Here is a 21,715-nt window from a genome sequence, read left to right on the forward strand (position 1 = left end):
TCAAAAGACAGTATCTTGAGACCGATCTGAAGAAATGACCGAAAAAGAGCATATAAACCTGCAGGGAAGGCTGAGGCTAAAGATATTGGGGCTGCACCATGGTGCGGGCTCGGGGCATATAGGCTGCTCGCTCAGCTGCATAGATATAATGATAAGTGTGCTGAAGTACAAGGGCGCCGAGGATAGCTTCATATTGTCCAAAGGTCATGCGGCCACGGCCCTCTACACCATACTGAACGAGACCGGTGGCATACCCGACGACGCCATGGACTCTTTTTACAAGAACGATACCACCCTGCCCGCACACCCGGCGCCGGGCAAATACGATGCCATACCATTTGCCACCGGCTCGCTGGGCCATGGCCTGCCTATAGCCACCGGCATAGCCAAGGCCAACAAGCTGAAGAAAAGCAAGGGCACCAGCTATGTGCTGATGAGCGATGGCGAGACAAATGAGGGCACTACCTGGGAGGCGGCACACTTTGCCGTGGCCAACCGGCTGGACAACCTGCTGGTGCTGGTAGACAAGAACGGCCTGCAGGGCTTCGGCAGTACCAAAGACATACTGGGCGATACGGCATCGGGCAAGATATGGGAGACCATGGGCTTCGATGTGCGCGAGGCCGATGGGCATGATATAGGTGCGCTGCTGGCAGCCAAGAACGAGCTGCTGGCCCTGAAGAATGGCCGCCCCAAGCTGGTGATAGCCAATACCGTAAAAGGCAAGGGCGTACCCTATATGGAGAACAAAATGGAATGGCACTACCTGCCCATGAACGAACAACTATACACAGAGGCAATAGAGCGGATAAAGCTGGACTACCGGCTTTGACCCAAAGCAGCGCGATAAATGAGAAAACACTTTTCTACATATATAGAGCAGGTGGCCACGGCCAATGAGGATATCATCTTCATTACCGGCGACCTGGGCTACAATGCCCTGGAGAACCTGGCCGCCAAAATGGGCGACAGGTTCATAAATGCAGGCGTGGCCGAACAGAACATGATAGGCATGGCTGCAGGCATGGCCTACAAGGGGTACAGGGTCATCTGCTACAGCATAGCGCCCTTTGTGGTATACCGCTGCCTGGAGCAGGTGCGCAATGATGTGTGCTTTCATAACCTGCCGGTATACATAGTAGGCAATGGCGGCGGCTATGGCTACGGCATCATGGGATCGTCGCACCACTGCATAGAGGATATAGCCTGCCTGAGCGGCCTGCCCAATATGCGCTGCTATGTGCCCGCCTTTGTAGAAGATATGAACGCATGTATGGATGAGATGTTCGCCCGGAGGGGGCCTGCCTACCTGCGGCTGGGCCTGGGCAAACCCCTACCTGCCGGTATGACACTCACCGACTATGGCGCTGCCCCGGCAAAGCTGCAGGGCGCGGGCCTTACTATAATAGCGCAAAGCCCGGTGGCCGGTAATGTGGCCGCTGCGCTGGCCGCCTCGGGAGCGGCTGCCAATGTGGACCTCTTCATAGTGAACCGCATGCCACTCACCGAGCTGCCTGCAGATATGCGCGACAGCATAACGTACAGCCGCAATGTGCTGACCATAGAAGAGCACATAGCCACAGGCGGCCTGGGCCAGGCAGTATCGGCGGCGCTGCACAGGGCAGCATTGCCCGTGAACCGCCTTACCAGCCTTTGTGCCGAGGGCTATCCCTGCGGGCTGTATGGCAGCCAGGCCTATCACCAGCAGCAGAGCGGGCTGGGCGAGGATAATATTTTACGAATAATAAATAGTTATTTTGGGGCCTGATGACAGTCGACGAACAGTTGCAGCAGAAGCTGCGTAAGCTGGAAGGGCCCATATTCGTGTTCGGGGCAAGTGGGTTCATCGGGGCCAACCTGATGCACGACCTGATGGCCGTGCGTACGGACTGTTACGCCATAACCCACGATGCCAACAGCGCATGGCGGCTGAAGCTGCTGGATGTGCCGCACAGCAACATAGTGCATTGCGACATCACATCGGCCACGTCGGTAAAGGGCATATTCGAGAAGTACCAGCCAAAGACGGTCTTCAACCTGGCGGCCTATGGCGCCTACAGCAAGCAGAGCAAGACCCAGCTTATATACGAGACCAATGTGAACGGTACGGTGAACATACTGGACTGTTGCGCAGGTATAGCTGCTTACATACACGCAGGCAGCAGCTCGGAGTACGGAACCAACTCTGCCGCCCCCGGCGAGGACGATGCGCTGGAGCCCAACAGCCATTACTCGGCATCGAAGGTATCTGCGGCATACATCATACGCTACTATGCACGGTACAAGAACGTGAACGCGCTGAACCTGCGCCTGTACTCGGTATACGGCTACTGGGAAGAACCCGACAGGCTGATGCCCGTGATGCTGGAACGCGCGCGCGAGGGCAAATACCCTAACCTGGTAGAGAAAGAGATAAGCAGGGATTTCGTATTCGTTACAGATGCGGTAGAGGCATTCGTAGATGCCGCGCTGAATGTGAACGCAAGGATCAACGGCCGCTCCTATAATATATGCACCGGCAAAAAGACCACACTAGGCGACCTGGTGGATATGGTGCGTACGGAGTTCGGCATAAGTGCCGAGCCGCAGTGGGGCAATATGCAGAACCGCAACTGGGACCTGAAGGACTGGTATGGCAACCCCGCCAATACCAACCGCGACCTGGGGTGGACCGCAAAGACATCGCTGCGCGATGGGCTGCACAGGACCATGCAGTGGCACAAGACCATAGGCTATACCGACAGGATAATACCCGCCTTCAGCAACCCGAGGCTGAATGCGAAGATCACTTCTATAATAGCATGCTATAAAGATGCACAGGCCATACCTATAATGTATGAGCGCCTGGTAAAGATGCACAACGAGAGCAAGACACGCTACGAGATAATATTCGTGAACGACTGCTCGCCCGATAACTCGGAAGAGGTGATAGCTGCCATAGCTGCCAAGGATAACAATGTGATAGGCATTACCCACTCGCGCAACTTCGGGTCGCAATCGGCATTCCTGAGCGGGATGGAAGTAGCCAGCGGCGATGCTGTAGTGCTGATGGATGGCGACCTGCAAGACCCGCCCGAGCTGATACCGGAGTTCTACAAGAAATGGGCGGAAGGCTATGATGTGGTATACGGCAAGCGTGTGAAACGCGAGATGTCCTTCTTCATGAACATGGTGTACAAGGGCTTTTACAGGTTGTTCAGTAAGCTGTCTTACATAAAGATACCTGTAGATGCCGGCGACTTCTCCATGATGGACAAGAAGGTGGTGCGCGAGCTGAACGCCATGCCCGAAAAGGAAGTGTTCCTGCGCGGCCTGCGTGCCTGGGTGGGCTTCAAGCAGATAGGCGTGGACTATGTGCGGCCCGAGCGTATGTTCGGCGTCAGTACCAACAACTGGCGGCGCAATATAGGCTGGGCCCGCAAGGCCATATTCTCTTTCAGCTTTGTGCCGCTGGAGATGCTCAGTTATTTCGGGTTCATACTCACCGGCTTTTCTTTCCTGGCCATGATAGGGCAGGTGATTGCCAAGCTCATGTATCCCGAAACGCCGCATGGCCTCACCACTATCATAGTGCTGGTGCTGTTCTTTGGCGGGGTGCAGCTGCTGGCCATATCCATACTGGGCGAATACCTGTCCAAGATATTCGAAGAGAGCAAGGGCAGGCCAAAATTCATACGCCGCTCGGTGATATACCGCGGCAAGCCCCTGCACAGCGCGCAGGAGATAGAGAATTTCAAAAAAGACAATACCAGAAGCTCATGAGCACTAGTTTAAAGAAGAATGTGGACGTATTCAATGCGGACGTGGCGAGCAACCAGGGGTATATGTATACCACCGAGGCCAAGCTGTCGTCGAAGCTTGCCAACAAGCGCATGACAGAGGCCACGCTGGAGATGATAGATAAGAATGCCGTGACCATAATAGACATAGGCGCAGGCGATGGCACCTATAGCAACGATATATACCAGGCCAGGCCACAGTCGAAGATAACAGGTTTCGACCCCGCGGCCACGGCCATAAAGATGGCCGCACAGAAGTACCCGCATATAGAGTTCTCTGTAGGCAACCTGCTGGATGCGAGTACATTTCCCGACAAGAAATATGATGTGGGTGTGATAAGGGGTGTACTGCACCACCTGAACGATCCGCTGCTGGCCATAAAGAACTCGGGCCTGCTTTCGGACAGTGTCATCATCATAGAGCCTAACGGCAACAACCCCATACTGAAGCAGATAGAGAAACGATCGGCCTACCACATAGAGCACGAGGAGCGCTCCTTCAGCAGCGACCAGCTTACGCAGTGGTGCGAGGAGGCGGGTTTCAGGGTAGAGCGGCTGGACTATATAGGTTTCGTGCCTTTCTTCTTCCCTACCCTGCTTACGCGTATCATCTATTTCTTTCAGCCATTGATGGAGAAGATACACCCTCTGAAAAAGTACTTCGGCGCGCAGATAGTGATACTATGCCGCAAAAAATAATAAACTTCTAATACCGTGGATGCCGTGGCAAAGAAATACCGTTACATCACCAAAGAGTGCCTGTTCTGCAATAGTACGAACGAGGCCGACCACCCCATTGTATACCAGAAGAACTTCCGCGATGAGGACCTGGATGCGGGTGTGTTCTCTGCCCGCCGCACGGCCGATCATTTTCATTACGATATGGTACGGTGCAGCAAAACAGGCCTGCTCTTCTCTCGCCATATACTGGACGATGAGGCGCTGAACGAACTGTACAAGGGCAGTGTGGTGACATTCGGCGAGCAAACGGAATTCATAAAGCGCGACTACTGGCGGCCCATAGCTGATAAGGTAGGCGGCTGGCAGCGCAAACGCGCGCTGGATATAGGCTGCAGCAACGGCTTCTTCATGGAAGTGCTGAAAGACAACGGCTATGAAGAGGTGCATGGTGTAGAGCCCGGCACGGAGCCCAAGGCCATAGCCCGTGCCGATATTCGCGATAACATATATACCGGCTTCTATGGCCCCGGCCTCTACCCCGAGAACCACTTCGATCTCATAACCTGCTTCCAGACGCTGGACCACCTGAGCGACCCACTGGGTATGCTACGCAATATGCTGTACAACACAAAGCCCGGCGGCCATGTGTACATGATAATGCACAACACCAATGCACTGCAGGCAAAGATATTCGGCGAGAGGTCGCCGATAATAGATGTAGAGCACATATACCTTTTCAATAAGGAGAATCTTTCGGAGCTTTGCAGAAAGGCAGGCTTCAAGGTGACCTCGGTATTCGATGTGAAGAACGGCTACCCCATGAGCTACTGGGTACGCATGTCGCCCCTGCCTATGAAGAAGATGTGGGTAGGCACCCTGAAAGTGCTGGGCATGTACGAGAAGATGCTGGACATAAATGCCGGCAATATGGGCATCATACTGGAGAAAGTATAATGCCGTACTTCGCAGACAAACATTAGCAGACCAAGAAAAAACCAAGGCAATGAGGAAACAGAGTATATGGCAGCAGGTGCTTACTTATTTCTACCTGCGCAAGCGCGACCCCAACGACCCTAAGAACATAGACCTGAAGTTCATGCACGGTATGAACAGGATATCGCTGTTCATGTTCCTCATCGCCGTTATTATTATGATAGTGCGCCTGTTCAGGTAGGCCCTTCTATTTCTTCAGCAGTTTTATCAGTTTCTGTACACGCAGCTGTGGAAGGATGGTCTTAGGTGGGTCTCCTGGCCGAGCCCGGAGCGCTGGCAGGGACCCGCCGCACATTTTGGGCTACTCGCCAAAATAGATCTGCTATATTTCTGTCTTAGACCGGTCTCCTAGCCAAGCCCGGAGCGCTGGCAGGGACCCGCCACTCGTACTGATCGCTTAAACCCATAGATCCCTTATATTTATGGAATGTCGGTAAATAATCCGCATATATTCGATACAGGCATCTATTTCATTACGTTTACTGCCAGTAAATGGATCCCGCTATTTTCGGAGATAGGCTGCTATGACCTGGTCTATAAATGGTTCGATGTACTTAAAAGTAAAGGGCATAGTATACTGGGTTATGTTATAATGCCCAATCACGTTCATGTGCTTATTGGCTTCTTAAAAAATGAACAAAGTATCAATACCATCATTGGCAGTGGCAAGCGTTTTATGGCATATGGCATTGTGAGCCGGCTAAAGGAACAAGCACAAACATCGATACTGAAAATTCTTGAGGACGGAGTTTCTGCATACGACAGAAAAAAAGGGCAGTTGCATAAGGTCTTTGAAGGGAAACAGGACATTTTGCTGTGCCATTCATATAAGTTCGTTACGCAGAAACTGAATTACATACATTCGAATCCAAGCAGCAAAAAATGGGCGCTTGTTGCAAATGTATCAGACTACATGCATAGCTCCGCAGGATATTACCTTTTGCAGAGGCAAGGGAAATACGAGGTGGAACATGTGAACAAATGGATCGCAGAGAACTGGAAATGAATTATCGTTTCAGAGGCGGCGGGTCCCTGCTCACGCACACGGCTAGGCCAGGAGACCCACCTAAGACACCCGGAAGAAACTGATCAAGAACTGACCATGGCCAGAGGCGGCGGGTATGTGTGACATACGGAAACCTGTTTAGCGTATTATCGTTTGTCGGGAAATTGACCAAGAACTGATCACAATAAGAGACGGCGGGTCCCTGCTAGCGCACACGGCTAAACGAGGAGACCCGCCTAAGACATGACACACAAAAGCCAGGCCGGGAGACCCACCTAAGACACCCGGAAGAAACTGAGCGAGAACTGACCATGGCCAGAGGCGGCGGGTCCCTGCTCACGCACAAAGCCAGGCGAGGAGACCCGCTTAAGACACGGCCGTTATCATTATGATAGTGCGCCTGTTCAGGTAGTCCCTTCTATTTTTTTAGCAGTTTTATCAGTTTCTGTATCTCGGCCTGGTTATAGGGGTGGTTCACAGAGCCATATATGTCGTCCTTCTCGCGCTGCGTAAGGTGGAAGTTGAGCGCGGCCGTACGGGTGAACTCCTGCGGTATGTACTGCAGGGTTATGAACTTCATCTTATTGTCTACAAAGGCGGGGGCAAAGTCTTTTATATAATTATATCCGTAGGACTGGAAGGCCTCCCATTTGTTCTGTATCACAAATAGCGGATCGGCGAGCATGCTGCCGAGCGATGACTGGTCGGTATTGGCGGTCACATCGTTCTCGCGCGTGTCGCGTATCTCCAGGAAGATGGCCTCGCTCGTGTTCTGCCGTATCCAGTCGCGCATCACATGCAGGTAGCGGCTGGCCACCTGTATGCCGAAGTTGTCGCGTAGGCCTGCATCCATTATGTTCATGCGCGGGTTGGACGGGAGCCTTACCACGGGCAGTATGTAGGGAAATGTGGCATTCATGCGCAGGGCCGATGTGAGCCTGAGGTCGTGCGCGTTCTGTTCGGGGAAGAAGGCGCAATAATCTACCGCATCTATGGGCGGTGCGGGCAGGTCCAGGGAGTATTCGGGCTGGGTAAGGTAGGCTATGCCCTGGTTGCATATCATCAGCTTGCGGCCATCGTTCACTATAGTACCATTGATGATGAGCTGGGGTATGAGCCCCGCGCTCTCGCGCTGCCTGAAGTCGCCTATGGGCTTATCGAGCAGGCCATAGCTGATGCGGCCCAGTTCCTTCTCGAAGGCATAACCACGGTCGGTGGTGTAGTGCTGGCCGGCTATGGTTATCTTGTTGAAGGGCGATATCATGTCTATGCTGGCAAAGGAGAACACTATGGGGTTCAGCAGGTCTTTGCCTATGTTATCCTGGAAAGTGTGGGAGTATGGGAAATGGAGCGTGCCCATACAGTAGGCATCATGCACATTGCGCCAGTAGGCGGCGCCTATCATGCCGCCCGATGCACCGGTTATCATTACAGTATTGCTGAAGAGCTTGCCACCCGAAAGGCTATCTACATATTGCAGGGTACGGAAGGTCCAGTATGCGGCGCGGGAGCCGCCACCACTTACGGTTATCACCACCAGCGGCGGCTTTTTGGCACTGTCCGGCGCTACGCGCCCTTTCCATTGCTGCAGGCGTGTCTCCTCCCGTTTGCGGTCGGCATTGTAGCGAAAGGTGGTGAACAGGCTGCGCAGGGTCTTGTAATGGTATACCTGCTCCAGGTCTTTGTGATAATCGAGCCCGTAGGCAATGCTGCGCAGGTCGAAGACCTTGTACCGCACCATGATAGAGAGGAGAACGGTAAAGAGTATCCACCCCAGGGCCTCCCAGCTGCGCAAGAAGTATTTGAACGCACCTACCAGCCCCAGTATGATGGCGAACAGCAGCAGGAAGCTGCCACCGGCGGGTATACGCAGGAAGGGATTATCGATATAGATGCCCAGCAGCAGCAGTATCATGTAGGCCACAAAGGTGGCAAAGACCACATTGCGGTGGTGGCGCTGCAGTATGTTGGCCATCACTTTGGGATGCAGCGAACTGGCGGTCTCTACCGGCACTATGCGAAACCCGAGCGATATATAGGTCTTGGCGGGCAGGGTGCCGGTATCACGGTCCAGCTGATCGTGGGGTATGATGGCAGTGATGTTCTGCACAGGTGCCGCTATTTTGGACAGGGATGTCTTGAAGAAATCGCGGCTGACGCGGAAGAAGTATGTGAACGAAATGAGTATTACCAGCATGAAGCCCAGGTAGAACCCCAACTGTTGAAAAATGATGTTATTGAGCGGCAGTTGCTCCTCGTGCCACTGGTACTTGAAGGCACGAATGGAGTAGAACACCAGGAAGGCAAGCGGAATAATGGAATTATTGAAGCAGTAAATAGGAAAGGCATGCCGTGTAGCGCGCATATTGGGTATGCGGGTGCTGTGTATGATGAAGGTGGTGATGTTCCACATCATGACGAATACACACAGGCAACTGCCCAGCAGGAACATACTGAGGTAATTGATCTCGCCCAGGTACTCGGGCGCAAGGAAAAGCGACCGGGCGCCGAAGTGCGCAGCGAAACCGCCGGTGAGGGTGAGCGTAAGCACCAGCCAGAACACCAGCAGCAGCTGGTACCTGCGGAAATGCAGGAGTACCAGCTGCACCGGCAGAAAATGGTATAGGTCCTTCAGTCTTTGGCGCATGGTGGTGCAGGGAGCGGTTCTCCCTGACAAGCTACAAAAATATTCCGGGAAAAGCAGCTTGCCTTCCTAATAGTAACAATTCGTTTCGGGGAGACAAGGGGAGATACGGTCAGGCACATGCATGCACATGTGCGGTGGCACCGTCAGGCCACTTTCTTTTCGTCGACCTTGGTATAGGTATAGGTAACGCTGTCACCTTCCATTTTGAAGGTCACTTCCACTACTTCGGGCCTGAAAAGATCATTGATGTACTTCCTGAGCCGTTTTCCTGTAGCAGCCAGCCAGGAAGACGATGGCCTTGGCTGCTTTTTGATAACTGTTAACGTGTTCATGCCAGTATGTTGTTGATAGTCAGTGATAGTTGTTTATTGCAATATGAAATTACCGAAATGTATGTTAGCGAAATGCAAAAGGTGGCATTTCGTTTCCCACAGGATATTCAATATGGCATAAGAGTTTATATTTTTTTTGGATGAAAGAATTGTTTCGCATACCTTTGCACTCCCAAATTTCCCGGCTGTTCCCACTTGTGGGAATAACCGATGTTCCTGCCGGGTAATGGGATGAACAATTTAAAAACCATTTATGGCAACAGAAACAAATCTGCAGGATTATGAGCTGATGGTCATATTCACTCCCGTACTGGCGGAGGATGACTTCAAGACAGCTCAGAAAAAGTACACCGACATCATCAAGGACAATGGCGGTAGGATCGTGAACGAAGATGCATGGGGTCTGCGCTCGCTCGCTTACCCTATAGCAAAGAAGACCACCGGCCTGTATGTGGTGATAGAATTCCAGGCCACCAGCGATGTGAACGCGAAGCTCGAGGTTCAGATGAACCGTGACGAGAACATCATGCGTCACATGATCACCCGTCTCGACAAGTTCGCTGTGGCATACAACGGCCGCAAGCGCAGCAAAACCTTAACCGCTGAGAACGCATAAAACTAACTGGCAATGGCAAAACAGAACGAAATAAAATTCCTGACCACACAGCGTGTGGAAAAACGCCAGAAGAAATACTGTCGTTTCAAGAAAATGGGCATCCGTTATGTAGACTACAAGGACGGAGAATTCCTGAAGAAGTTCCTGAACGAGCAGGGCAAGATGCTGCCCCGCCGCATATCGGGCAACTCGCTGAAGTTCCAGCGCAAAGTGGCGCAGGCTATAAAGAAAGCGCGCCAGATGGCTATCTTACCTTATGTTACAGACCTTTTAAAGTAATCGAGACATGCAAGTTATTCTTATAAAAGACGTTGACAACCTGGGCTCGGCCCATGAAATGGTAGAAGTAAGGCCAGGATATGCCCGCAACTACCTGATACCTCAGAAGTATGCTATAGAAGCTAGCGGCTCTAACCTGAAGATAATGGAAGAGCGTCGCAAGCAGCTGCAGAAGAAAGAAGCTAAGCTGATGGCAGAGATAGCCAATGTGACCGAAGTGCTGAAAGCGTCGCCTATAAAAGTAGGCGCGAAGATAGGCGTGAGCGGCAAGATATTCGGCTCGGTAACTGCTATACAGATAGCCCGCGCCATACGCGAGCAGAAAGGCTACGAGATAGACCGTCGCCGCATATCGGTGATAGACGAGGTGAAAGAAGCAGGTACATACAAAGCCTCTATCGATTTCGGTAAGGAGAATGTACTGGAGATAGAATTCGAAGTAGTAAGCGAATAATATCCGCTTGCCGATGATACGGAAAGAGGGTGCCTGACGGCATCCTCTTTTTTGTTATGCCAGCCATAGTGATGCTTTGTAGGCTGTAACCACCGCTTTTTTCGCTAACTTTGCACGCCTTTTAAAGGCTATATTTTCTCAACAACAGCAAGCAATGAGTTCCATAGTAGAAAAACTGGAGGCCATCAATGCCAGGTTCAACGACCTGGGGGTGGCGCTTACCAATCCGGAGGTAGTGAGCGACAACAACCGTTTTTCGCAGGTGAGCAAGGAATACCGCAAGCTGGAGAAGATAGTGACCGTATACAAGACCTACAGGGCCAGCCTGGACAGCCTGGACTTTGCCCGCGAGGTGCTGGATACCGAAAGCGATGAGGACCTGCGCACACTGGCAAAGGACGATATAGAAAAAGAAGAGACCCGCAAAGCCGAACTGGAAGAAGAGCTGCGCAAGCTGCTGATACCAAAAGACCCTCAAGACGAGAAGAACGCCATATTGGAGATACGCGCCGGCACCGGTGGCGACGAGGCCAGCATATTTGCCGGCGACCTCATGCGCATGTATGTACGCTACTGCGAACGCCGTGGCTGGAAGGTGGCCATACTATCGGAAACAGAGGGCACGGTAGGCGGTTTCAAAGAGGTACAGGTAGAGGTAACGGGAGAGGATGTGTACGGTATCATGAAGTTCGAGAGCGGAGTACACCGCGTGCAGCGTGTACCAGCTACCGAGGCCAGCGGCAGGGTGCATACATCGGCAGCTACGGTAGCGGTGATGCCCGAGGCCGAGGAGATAGACTTTGAGCTGCGCGAGAGCGATGTGAAGATGGAGACCGCACGAAGCGGCGGCGCCGGTGGCCAGAATGTGAACAAGGTGGAAACGAAGGTGATACTGACCCACCTGCCGACAGGTACGGTGGTGATGTGCCAGACAGAACGATCGCAGCTGGGCAACCGCGAAAAGGCCATGAACATGCTGCGTACCCGCCTGTACGAAGAACAGGTGCGCAAGCAGGAAGAGGAAATAGCACACAGGCGCAAAAGCCTTGTGAGCACGGGCGACCGATCGGCCAAGATAAGGACGTACAACTACCCGCAGGGCCGCATAACCGACCACCGCATAAATATGACCATATACAGCCTTGACGATTTCATGAATGGCAACATACAGGAAATGCTGGATGCGCTGCAATTTGCCGAGAATGCCGAGAAGATGCAGGCCGGCGAAACGGTGATATGATGCCGGTACATGGCAGAGCCGTCTGCGGCAATGCTTTTAACATTTTAGCTTTTTCTTTTTAATATCTTTGAAGTTCTGTAAATAAAACGGGTGCATGAAGCGAATAGCGATATTGGGGTCTACGGGGTCTATAGGCACACAGGCATTAGAAGTGGTAGCGGCCAATCCCGCACTTTTCCAGGTAGAGGTTTTGAGCGCACACCGCAATAGCGCACTGCTGATAGAGCAGGCGCGCAAGTTCAAGCCCAATGCAGTAGTGGTGACCGATGAGAGCCGGTACAAAGAAGTGAAGGACGCACTGATGATGCTGCCCATAAAAGTATTTGCCGGCGAGCGGTCGCTGGATGATGTAGTGCAATGGGAAAGTGTAGATGTGGTGTTGGGTGCCATAGTAGGCTTTGCCGGACTGAACTCTACGCTGGCGGCGGTAGATGCGGGCAAGACAGTGGCCCTGGCCAACAAGGAAACACTGGTAGTAGCCGGTGAATTGGTGATGCGCCGCGCGGCAGCAAAGAACGCAGCCATAATACCTGTGGACAGCGAACACTCTGCTATATTCCAATGCCTGGTAGGCGAGGATACCACGGCGGTAGAGAAGGTGATACTTACGGCATCGGGCGGCCCCTTCCTGGGCCGCAAGCCCAACTACCTGGTGAACGTAAAGGCATCGCACGCGCTGCAGCACCCCAACTGGAGCATGGGCGCCAAGATATCGATAGACAGCGCCACCCTGATGAACAAGGGGCTGGAGATGATAGAAGCGAAATGGCTCTTTGGCCTGCGCGACGAGCAGATAGATGTGATAGTGCATCCGCAATCCATCATACACAGCATGGTGCAGTTCACAGACGGATCGGTGAAGTCGCAGATGGGCCTGCCCGATATGAAGCTGCCTATACAATATGCGCTGGGCTTCCCGCAGCGCATAGCTAATAACTATAAACGTGTGGACTTCAGGGAGCATTCGAAGCTCACCTTCGAGCTGCCCGACCTGAAGACCTTCCGCAACCTGGCCATAGCCAAGGAGGCAATGATACGCGGCGGCAATGCCCCCTGCGTGCTGAACGCTGCCAACGAGGTGCTGGTACATGCCTTCCTGCAGAACAAGGTGGGCTTTATGGAAATGAGCGATATGATAGAGAAGACACTGGAAAGTGTGCCCTTCATAGCTAACCCCGAAATGGACGACCACCGCAAGAGCGATGCCGAGGCCCGCGAATATGCACTGGAATATGCCAAGAAAAGCCAGCTATCCATGTACTAAAATTCAAAAATTCAAATTCCAAATTCCAAAGTTCAAATTCCAAAGCTCCGCGCTCGCTTCATACTTCATAACTCATACTTCATACTTTCATAGATAAACATGCATTTCGATACCCTTTTACTGATGTCAGGCACTGCGATGAAGGTGGTGCAGCTTTTTGTTGCGCTGTCCCTGCTGATAGTACTGCATGAGTTCGGCCATTTTTTCTTTGCACGCCTATTCAAGACCCGTGTAGAGAAGTTCTACCTCTTCTTCGATTTTCTTTTTCCTTTCTCGGGCCTGCTGAACTTTGCATTGTTCAAGAAGAAAAAAGGCGATACCGAGTATGGTATAGGCTGGTTCCCCCTGGGTGGCTATGTGAAGATAGCCGGCATGGTGGACGAGAGTATGGACAAGGAACAGATGGCCCTGCCACCGCAGCCATGGGAATACAGGAGCAAGAAGGCCTACCAGCGCCTGTTCATAATGCTGGGGGGTATAATAGTGAATGTGATACTGGCCATAGTGCTGTACATAGCCGTGTTCAGCATATATGGCGAAGAATACCTGCCCGTGGCCAATGCGAAATATGGTATCATGGCCGACAGCACCGCGCGGTCTATGGGCCTGCACCATGGCGATAAGGTAATAGCCATAGACGGCCAGCAGGTAACGAGGTTCGAGAAGATACTGCCTTCTATAGTGATGGACGAAGGAAAGGTGATAACCGTGGAGCGCGACGGGCAGCGGGTAGACCTGCCTGTGAAGCCGGGTATAGTACATTCCATAGTATCGGGTACGAGGGGCACTTTTGTGCTGCCCCGTATGCCTATGGTAGTAGAAGACGTGGCCAAGGGCAAACAAGCAGATAAAATGGGCCTGCAGGTGAACGACAGTATAGTAGCGCTGAACGGCATACCTACTGTATTCATAGACCAGTACGATAGCGTGGCAAAGACACTGGCAGTAGGCCAGCCTATAACCCTGAGCATAATACGCAACGGCCAGCCCATGCAGCTGACAGGCACACTGCCTGAAGACAGGATAGTGGGCTTTTACAAGTATGTGGATCCCGAACATTATTTCAAATTCGAGGAGATAAAGTATGGCCCGATGGCCGCCATAGGTAAGGGGTTTTCTTACACCTTCGAAAAATTCGGCGACTATGTACAGAACTTCAAGCTTATGTTCACATCCAAAGAGATAAAGGTGAACGAAAGCATGGGCGGCATCATCAGCTTTGGCAAGATATTCCCTGCCGAGTTCGATATGCAGAAATTCCTGATGCTAACGGCCTTCGTATCGGTGATACTGGCCTTCATGAACCTGCTGCCCATACCCGGCCTCGATGGCGGCTATGTGATATTCCTGGTATGGGAAATGATAACCGGCAAGCAGGTGAGCGAGAAGGTGATGGAGCGTGCCACATCGGTAGGCCTTATACTGCTGCTGGCCCTGATGGCATATGCCAACGGCCTGGATATACTGAGGCTATTCAAGTAAGGCCTCTCCCCGCCCCTCTCCAAGGGAGAGGGAGATGAGCCGTGAATGCGGAGAAACAGTGCGAAGAGCGGTGTAGCTACACCGCTCTTCGCATTTTCCGAATTATCGCATTGCCGCATTCCCCATCACAGCTCTACCCGCACACCGGCCATCCAGTTGATGCCGGGCATGGGGCGGAAACCTGCCACAGAGTAGCGGGCGTTCCATACATTATTGCACTGCACGTTCAGCAGCACATCGTGCTTGTGCATTTTCATACCATACATGGCCTGTATGTTCCCTGTATTATACGGATCGAGCCATGCCGACTCATCGGTGGTGATGAAACGATAGCCCGTATAAGTATGACCATAAGTAAGGTATAGCTTCCGCCATGAGAAGCTAATGCTGCCGCGTGCATTGTAGCGCGGGGTATAGGGTATCTGCTGGCCTATGCTGCCATCGGCAGGCATATAACTATCGGTGGTAGTGGCCAGCACATAGGATGTGGCAATGCCCAGCTGCAGCCCCCATTCACCTGAATTATAGGAGATCTTATTATCCGTCTCCACACCACGGCTGTGCACACTGGCTATATTGTGGGGTGTCCATACGGCGCCGCCCAGCCACATGATCCAGTCATTTATATTCCGGTTGAATACGGCCACATCGTGATAGTATATAGTACGTCCCCGTTTTATATTCAGGGTATAACCCGCATCCTGACTCCAGCCCTGTTCGGGCCTTAGCGTAGGGTTGCCTCCGGGAAAATAGTACAACTCATTGAGCGTGGGCATGCGGTAGGTGCGCTGCACCGTGGCCCTCAGCCCCAGCAGATCCTTTACAAGCGTATAATTGGCGCCTGCGCCCGGCAGGAAGATATTGGTGGCATTCACCCGCTCTGCACGCGCCTGTACCGACAGGAACATTCTTTTCTTCAGCGCGCTGCGGGAATAGGTGCCGCCTATGCCTGCGCGCTGCTGCCGCTGGCTGTCGGCACCGGAGGCCAGCCACGATACCTGCACGGGCGAGAACAGCACCAGGCTACCACCCTTTTTGTGCCAGTGCCGCCACGTCACCTCATGAAAGTATTGGTACACACCCGCCTGCGAACGCAACTGTACAGCAGGGTCGGTATAGGTATAGCTGTCGTTTATGAGCGATGCGGTCACAAGCAGCATATTGGACCGTACACGGCTCCACGACGCCACAGTACGCAGCGACCTATCCTGCTGCTGCTTTGCCGAGTATGGCTCGAAGAGGGCCGGCGGTATTCGCCTGTCATACTGCTGCACCCATGCCGATAGCTGCAGCACGTTCTGGTCTTTTATCTGATATGCGGCCTGCAGCATGGCCGCACCGCTCTGCAGGGTACTGTTGGGCATCTTTGCCTTGTCGCCGGCAGCCGTGGTATAGCCATAGTCGTTGCGGGCCGTTTGCGCGAATGCGCTGGTGGAAAAGAACCACTTCTTGGTGTTATAGGCCCCCTTTAGTCCGGCTGAGAATTGGCCAAAGCTTCCTGCGCCAGTGGCGATGGCCAGCCTCTTGTACCGATGGTCGAAGCCGGGGACATCATTGTCCAGCATTAGAGCGCCACCTACATTGCCACTACCGAAGAGCGCACCCGAGCTACCATATACTATATTGGCCCGGCTAATGAAGAGTACGGGCATGGTAGATATATCGGCAACACCAAGGGCCGCGTTCTGTATAGGCACCCCATTCCAGAACACCTGCGACTGTGCCGCCGAGGCCCCCCTGAGGCCCAGTGTAGAAAGCCCATTGAAGCTGTATGCCTTTACGAACACAGGCATCTGCTGCGACAGCAGTGTGGCCATATCCTGCATCCCATACCGTTTCAGCAGCATAGTATCTATAACCTTTACCTGCTGGCCTGCCGCGCCATCGTTCAGCTTTATACTATTGAAAAGTTTGCGTGTGGTACTCACCTTTACCTCACCCAGGGTGGTATCGCGCTGCTGTGCATGCAGCCGCACGGCAGGTAGCAGTAGCAGTAAGGGAATAAATTTTCGCAGCACGCCGGTGAGGGTTTGGAGGGTGAATGTATGTAACGGTATGGTGGTAAAATTACAAAAAACACCCTGCCACCGAAAGATAGCAGGGTGCAGAATGTATCGTAAACGCAGGAATTATTCCGATGGTGGCATCACATGTACACCTTCCTTGGGCAGGTATAGGTGGAAGGTATCGCCACGGAGGCCTATGCGCATAGACTCCAGCGGTATCACCTCGGCAGGGGCCAGGTTGCCCAGGTTCACATTGGCGCCCAGCAGCTCTGTGAAGTATACCTGCTGTGCCTTTTGCGGCGCCTCCCAAATGATCTTCTCATAGGGTATCTGTGTCAGTATCTCCTGTACCAGGCCCTCGCGTACCTCGCCCGATCCGCGGTAGATGCCTACGTTGCCTGCCTCGCGGGCTTCGGCAATAACGTAAGTTGCACCGGCTTCCAGTTCGGCCTTCATCAGCTCTATCCATTTGTATGGTGGCATGATGTGGGTGGCATCTTTTGAGCCTACCTCAGAGAATACAGTGGCATGTTTTGCCAACTTCTCTATGTAGCCGCACTTTTCTATGTGAGGTATGATAACCGAGCCGTCAGACACTTCTACATGCGACAGGCCGTAGTCTTTTATCACCTGTATATAGTCGTCTACCTGGTCGCGGATGAGGAATGCCTCGAAGAGGGTACCGCCAAAGTACACAGGTATGTTGTGGCTCTGGTATATCTCTATCTTCTCGCGCAGGTTGGCAGTAACAGCGCTGGTACCGAAGCCGAGCTTCACTATGTCCACATATGGTGCGGCCACCGATAGGAAATCGCGTACACCATCCAGTCCCATGCCCTTATCCATCACCATGGTAAGGCCATAAGTGCGTGGTATCGTAGTGCGTTCGGGAAGGTTCTTTAGTTTAAAATTCATGAATATGTATGTTGAAAAACCGTGGCAAAGATAATTCATTCCCTTTTATGCCGTTAGTGGTCGTATATTGCGGTATAATTCGTGCATTTATGCGCCGTAATGTACCTATCGTCGGTTTCGTAGTTGGCCTGCTGCTGCCTGTGCTGGGCTTCTTCATCGTGTACTTCCTGATGTTCAGGAGCAGCAGCACGATAGGGGGACTGCTGCAATCGCTCATGCACGACCACAAGTCGGCAAGCAAGGTGCTCACACTGAGCCTGCTCATCAACCTTGTTCCATTCGTTTACTGCAATACCAAAAGACTGGACTATGCCATGCGCGGTATAGTGAGCGCTACCATGCTGTATGCTGTGTTCATAGTGCTGGTCATGTTCGTTTGGTGATATGCGTTACTACATCATAGCCGGCGAGGCAAGCGGAGACCTGCATGGTGGCAACCTGATAAGGGCCATACACAGGCAGGATACCCATGCCGATGTGCGCTGCTGGGGTGGCGATAAGATGCAGGCCGCAGGCGCTACCGTGGTGAAGCACTACCGCGACCTGGCCTTTATGGGCTTTGTAGAGGTGCTGATGCACCTGCGCACCATAATGGGCAATATCTCTTTTTGCAAAAAAGACATACTGCAGTACCGGCCCGATGTGCTGGTGCTCATAGACTACCCGGGCTTTAACCTGCGCATAGCAGCATGGGCCAGGCAGCAGGGTATAAAAGTGGTATACTACATATCGCCGCAGGTATGGGCATGGAAGGAGAACAGGGTAAAGCAGATAAAGCGCGACGTGGACAAGATGCTAGTGATACTGCCCTTTGAGGAGGACTTCTACAAAAAATGGGACTACCCGGTGACCTATGTGGGGCATCCGCTGATAGAGGTGGTGAGCCATGAGCGCAACGAGGTGGCCACCGTGCCACTATCGGACAGGCCGCTGATAGCGCTGCTACCCGGCAGCCGCGCGCAGGAGATACGGGTGAAGCTGCCCATAATGCTGCAGATGGTGGAGCGTTTTCCGCAATACAGGTTCGCAATAGCGCAGGCGCCCTCACAGCCCGATGCACTGTATAACGAGATAATGGGCGGCAGGGATGTGCAACTGGTAAAGGGCAATACCTACAACCTGCTGAAGCAGGCAAAGGCCGGGCTGATAACCAGCGGTACGGCCACACTGGAGACCGCACTCTTCGGGGTGCCGCAGGTGGTATGCTATAAGGGGAATGCAGTATCGTTCTGGCTGGCCACGAAACTGGTAAAGGTGAAGTACATATCGCTGGTGAACCTGATAATGGACAAGCCCGTGGTAACAGAGCTGATACAGCACGACCTGACAGCGGAAAAACTGGCCGCCGCACTGGATCGCCTGCTGAACGATGAACAGTACCAGGCCGCACTGGCGCAAGACCATAAGGAACTATGGTACAAGCTGGGCAGCAGCCCGGCATCTGATAATGCGGCACGCGAGATAGTGCTGCTGGCGCAGACCGTCAATCGAGGGTAGCCCATGCCAGCCTGAGCGATACATAGTCGCTGCGCTTGTACCGAATGACCGATACATAGGTATTGCGTTTTTCATCGTAGTCGGCGCCTTCTATAAAACTGCTTTTGTACTCCTTCTTCATGGGTTCGCCGAAAAGGAATTTTTTGGTGAGGTTTCGTTTCTTATCCAGCTTGTAGTAGCAGGCATTGGAGAGGGCAGAAAGAAATACCGTATCCAGTTGCTCGTCTATTTGTTTAGAGAAATTCTTGCTGCCATCGTTGAAGATGATGTAAATATCGCTGCCATTATTGTAGGTATTGCCCGACATGAACTGGCGCTCGTATACCTGCCGTGGCATATCGTCGAACATGGCATGCTGCTGCCAGCGCTTGGCTAGGCTGGCGGGGTCGTAGTAGTGCCGGTAGCTTTTGAAGTACTGTGCCTTGGGCAGTACTGTGCCCCATATCTCTTTGCCTTCATCGTTCACCTGGGTGATGCATATATTGCCCAGGTAGGTCTCCATCACGCGGTTGCGCGAAAAGCTCTCGGAAGTGAAATTGCGGTCGTACGATTCGGATATGATGGTAGACAGCCCATTGTTGTTTGTATACATGCGAATGGGAAAACCGCGGAAGTGCTGCGCGGTATCGGTCTTTTCCATCAGCATTTCATTGGCCAGCTTGTTGGTGACCCATGTGTAGCGGCCATCGAGGTTCTCGGGATCGAAGGTGAGGAAGAGATCGGCAAGCATGGCCGTGGGGCGCATCTCTAGCCCGAAGCGGTAGAGCGCATCGCTATAGCTGAGCAGCATGAGGTTGATGGTGCCTGCGAACCGGTTGTGACTATAATGCGTATAGTAAGGTATGATGTTGGACGCGAGGTCTATATTGCGCTGTATGGGCCGTGTGCTGTCGGCATGTATGTAAAAGACCTGCAGGTAGTGGTTGTATATGGGATTGGTGATGGCCATAGAGTTGGAGCGCGTACCGTTCATCACCATGTTCGATAGGGCCAGTGTTACACATACGCCATCGCCATGAGATTCGGCGCCTACTACCGTCATATAGTCGTAGCTCTTGCGGTCGAAGTGGAGGGGCACATCGCGGTACTGCTCGTGGCGGGCATTGTAGTAGGCCACATGCACATTGCATTCGCGGAACTGCATCACATCCTGGCTGTAGAGTATCTTGTAGCCGGCCTCAGACCTTTGTTTCATCACATAGAAGCGGGTAGGTTTTGCCAGGCTTTTGGAGCGGCCTACTATTCTCTCTTCTACCAGTTTTCCTATATTGCCGTTGAAGCGCATGCGTATGAGGCTATGCTTGCCCAGGTTCTGCTGCTCGAAGAACACAACGGCCTCGCCACCTATCTCATACAGGCCCTTGAAGAGGGATGTGGTGAGCATGAAGAGGTCCAGCTCGCGGCACTGGGCCTGTGTGCTGGCTATGCGCTTGTGCGTACTGTCGAACACCATCACCTTTATAGGCTTACCTATCTGGAAGTGGAAGAGCATGGTATTGCCATTTTCCATGCACAGCACTTTGTTGATGCCTACCTCATCCAGGCTCAGCGTAGTACTCATGTCATAACTGTCCTTTGCCTGCGCGGCAGCGAATGTGATGATGTATAAAGTGATAGTGAATAGAATACGGGTCATAGTTCTTTTTTAAATGTAATTTACGAAAAAAGAAAGGTCACTCTTTCTTTTTCGGCTTTGCGGCCACGCCATTGTATGCGGCCGTCAGTGCTTCTTTGAATATATCTTTCCGCACCTTGCTTATATCTACCATTGTATAGCCCTTTGTGCCCCATGCGCCGGGTACTGGGTAGAACACTGCACTGTTGTAGCTCACATACACCGACTGCTCTACCGGTGTCAGCCGTAGCATAGCGCGGCCATCCCGGGTATGGTAGGTAGCGAATATCCTGTCGCGGTAGCGGAAGGAGGGCTTTTCGAAGTGCGGCTTTTCCTCTGTGCCGGGGAAGGCCAGTGCCAATGCGCGAATATGACCGAGATCTACTATTGTGTGTTATTTAGTGTGTAATGCCAATTTATTTCCTTCGCTATCCAGAAATACCGCCCAGTGTCCTTTGCCGGGGCCCAGTGGGGTCTTAGGCATAATGGTCTTGCCACCGGCTTTTTCTATTTGTGCCAGCATGGTATCTATATCGGCAGGTTCCATGTACACCACGGCGCCATCACCAGCTGGCCGGAAAGGTGGCAACTGGAACAAGTGGCCCACATTGTTGCCATCTTTGTCTGTGAAGTAGGCCATGGGAAAGGGCACATGCGGGTTCCTGGCAAGCATGCCGTTGGTAATATGGTTATAGAAGGCAAAAGCGCGTTCGAAGTCCTCGCAGGGTATGGCCGTATAACTGAATAGTTTGTTCATATCTGAACAGGTCATTGGATAGTGATAGTATAAAGTTATCTGTTTTCATGCAATATGAAGCAGATGTTCCTGATGCCCGCCTATTCACTTCATAAATACGGGATTTTTCCCGTAGCGAACGGCCTGTATGCGGGGTATGTTTGCATAAGAAA

22 protein-coding genes are annotated in these 21,715 nt (G+C 52.5%); 15 read left to right on the forward strand and 7 right to left on the reverse strand.

Annotated features, from left to right (window positions below):
• The first annotated feature begins 34 nt into the window (after window positions 1–34).
• The 7 genes from ABD843_RS04405 (at window position 35) to ABD843_RS04435 (ending at window position 6,459) form a co-directional block, all read left to right on the forward strand.
• Window positions 35–832 (forward strand): transketolase, encoded by a 798-nt coding sequence (locus ABD843_RS04405; protein WP_345079105.1) that lies wholly within the window; start codon window positions 35–37, stop codon window positions 830–832.
• An 18-nt stretch (window positions 833–850) separates the two neighbouring features.
• Window positions 851–1,768: a transketolase family protein gene (locus ABD843_RS04410; protein ID WP_345079108.1), complete on the forward strand. Its 918-nt coding sequence runs from the start codon at window positions 851–853 to the stop codon at window positions 1,766–1,768.
• Complete coding sequence (locus ABD843_RS04415; RefSeq protein ID WP_345079111.1) at window positions 1,768–3,762, forward strand: NAD-dependent epimerase/dehydratase family protein; 1,995 nt, start codon at window positions 1,768–1,770, stop codon at window positions 3,760–3,762. The genes ABD843_RS04410 and ABD843_RS04415 overlap by 1 nt, the downstream gene beginning before the upstream one ends.
• On the forward strand, window positions 3,759–4,478 hold the full coding sequence (locus ABD843_RS04420) for a class I SAM-dependent methyltransferase (protein ID WP_345079114.1): 720 nt from the start codon (window positions 3,759–3,761) through the stop codon (window positions 4,476–4,478). Before ABD843_RS04415 ends, ABD843_RS04420 begins: the two co-directional genes overlap by 4 nt.
• 24 nt (window positions 4,479–4,502) lie before the next feature.
• Window positions 4,503–5,414 carry a class I SAM-dependent methyltransferase gene (locus tag ABD843_RS04425; RefSeq protein WP_345079117.1) on the forward strand — a complete coding sequence of 304 codons (912 nt, stop codon included), beginning with the start codon at window positions 4,503–4,505 and terminating at the stop codon, window positions 5,412–5,414.
• A 49-nt stretch (window positions 5,415–5,463) separates the two neighbouring features.
• On the forward strand, window positions 5,464–5,634 hold the full coding sequence (locus ABD843_RS04430; protein ID WP_345079120.1) for a DUF6728 family protein: 171 nt from the start codon (window positions 5,464–5,466) through the stop codon (window positions 5,632–5,634).
• Window positions 5,635–5,880: 246 nt separating this feature from the next.
• Complete coding sequence (locus ABD843_RS04435; RefSeq protein WP_345079122.1) at window positions 5,881–6,459, forward strand: hypothetical protein; 579 nt, start codon at window positions 5,881–5,883, stop codon at window positions 6,457–6,459.
• A 418-nt stretch (window positions 6,460–6,877) separates the two neighbouring features.
• Here the strand turns inward: ABD843_RS04435 and ABD843_RS04440 are convergent, their stop codons facing one another.
• Window positions 6,878–9,136, reverse strand: a complete 2,259-nt coding sequence (locus tag ABD843_RS04440; RefSeq protein ID WP_345079123.1) for a patatin-like phospholipase domain-containing protein — start codon at window positions 9,134–9,136, stop codon at window positions 6,878–6,880.
• 113 nt (window positions 9,137–9,249) lie between these two features.
• Window positions 9,250–9,438 (reverse strand): hypothetical protein, encoded by a 189-nt coding sequence (locus tag ABD843_RS04445; RefSeq protein WP_345079124.1) that lies wholly within the window; start codon window positions 9,436–9,438, stop codon window positions 9,250–9,252.
• Between the two features lie 253 nt (window positions 9,439–9,691).
• Here ABD843_RS04445 and rpsF point away from each other — a divergent pair, with 253 nt between their 5' ends.
• The 6 genes from rpsF to rseP all read left to right on the forward strand — a co-directional run bounded on the left by rpsF (window position 9,692) and on the right by rseP (window position 14,773).
• Entirely contained in the window at window positions 9,692–10,054 is a 363-nt protein-coding gene (gene rpsF, locus ABD843_RS04450) for a 30S ribosomal protein S6 (RefSeq protein WP_345079125.1), read from the forward strand.
• A gap of 12 nt (window positions 10,055–10,066) precedes the next feature.
• Complete coding sequence (gene rpsR / locus ABD843_RS04455) at window positions 10,067–10,333, forward strand: 30S ribosomal protein S18 (protein ID WP_345079128.1); 267 nt, start codon at window positions 10,067–10,069, stop codon at window positions 10,331–10,333.
• A gap of 7 nt (window positions 10,334–10,340) precedes the next feature.
• Window positions 10,341–10,787 carry a 50S ribosomal protein L9 gene (gene rplI / locus ABD843_RS04460; RefSeq protein WP_345079130.1) on the forward strand — a complete coding sequence of 149 codons (447 nt, stop codon included), beginning with the start codon at window positions 10,341–10,343 and terminating at the stop codon, window positions 10,785–10,787.
• Between the two features lie 154 nt (window positions 10,788–10,941).
• Window positions 10,942–12,027 carry a peptide chain release factor 1 gene (prfA, locus tag ABD843_RS04465; RefSeq protein WP_345079132.1) on the forward strand — a complete coding sequence of 362 codons (1,086 nt, stop codon included), beginning with the start codon at window positions 10,942–10,944 and terminating at the stop codon, window positions 12,025–12,027.
• A 94-nt stretch (window positions 12,028–12,121) separates the two neighbouring features.
• Window positions 12,122–13,291, forward strand: coding sequence for a 1-deoxy-D-xylulose-5-phosphate reductoisomerase (locus ABD843_RS04470; protein ID WP_345079135.1), 1,170 nt, complete (start codon window positions 12,122–12,124; stop codon window positions 13,289–13,291).
• Window positions 13,292–13,414: 123 nt separating this feature from the next.
• Window positions 13,415–14,773, forward strand: a complete 1,359-nt coding sequence (gene rseP / locus ABD843_RS04475; RefSeq protein WP_345079138.1) for an RIP metalloprotease RseP — start codon at window positions 13,415–13,417, stop codon at window positions 14,771–14,773.
• A 125-nt stretch (window positions 14,774–14,898) separates the two neighbouring features.
• On the opposite strand, the gene ABD843_RS04480 is transcribed toward rseP, so the two are convergent.
• On the reverse strand, window positions 14,899–16,791 hold the full coding sequence (locus ABD843_RS04480) for a TonB-dependent receptor (protein WP_345079141.1): 1,893 nt from the start codon (window positions 16,789–16,791) through the stop codon (window positions 14,899–14,901).
• 111 nt (window positions 16,792–16,902) lie between these two features.
• Window positions 16,903–17,694: a phosphosulfolactate synthase gene (locus tag ABD843_RS04485; RefSeq protein ID WP_345079144.1), complete on the reverse strand. Its 792-nt coding sequence runs from the start codon at window positions 17,692–17,694 to the stop codon at window positions 16,903–16,905.
• An 89-nt stretch (window positions 17,695–17,783) separates the two neighbouring features.
• Here ABD843_RS04485 and ABD843_RS04490 point away from each other — a divergent pair, with 89 nt between their 5' ends.
• Entirely contained in the window at window positions 17,784–18,077 is a 294-nt protein-coding gene (locus tag ABD843_RS04490; protein ID WP_345079147.1) for a hypothetical protein, read from the forward strand.
• Between the two features lies 1 nt (window position 18,078).
• Entirely contained in the window at window positions 18,079–19,191 is a 1,113-nt protein-coding gene (lpxB, locus tag ABD843_RS04495; protein WP_345079150.1) for a lipid-A-disaccharide synthase, read from the forward strand.
• On the opposite strand, the gene ABD843_RS04500 is transcribed toward lpxB, so the two are convergent.
• Genes ABD843_RS04500 through ABD843_RS04510 form a run of 3 tightly spaced genes read right to left on the reverse strand, consistent with a single transcriptional unit; the run spans window position 19,178 to window position 21,563 of the window.
• Window positions 19,178–20,827, reverse strand: a complete 1,650-nt coding sequence (locus ABD843_RS04500; protein ID WP_345079153.1) for a hypothetical protein — start codon at window positions 20,825–20,827, stop codon at window positions 19,178–19,180. The two genes, lpxB and ABD843_RS04500, sit on opposite strands and share 14 nt — an antisense overlap.
• Window positions 20,828–20,864: 37 nt before the next feature.
• The gene (locus ABD843_RS04505; protein ID WP_345079156.1) at window positions 20,865–21,167 is read right to left on the reverse strand and encodes an MmcQ/YjbR family DNA-binding protein; all 303 of its coding nucleotides are present in this window, start codon (window positions 21,165–21,167) and stop codon (window positions 20,865–20,867) included.
• A gap of 33 nt (window positions 21,168–21,200) precedes the next feature.
• Entirely contained in the window at window positions 21,201–21,563 is a 363-nt protein-coding gene (locus ABD843_RS04510; RefSeq protein ID WP_345079159.1) for a VOC family protein, read from the reverse strand.
• Window positions 21,564–21,715: the final 152 nt, after the last annotated feature.

The organism is Nemorincola caseinilytica (assembly GCF_039540515.1).
Classification (GTDB): Bacteria; Bacteroidota; Bacteroidia; order Chitinophagales; family Chitinophagaceae; genus Nemorincola; species Nemorincola caseinilytica.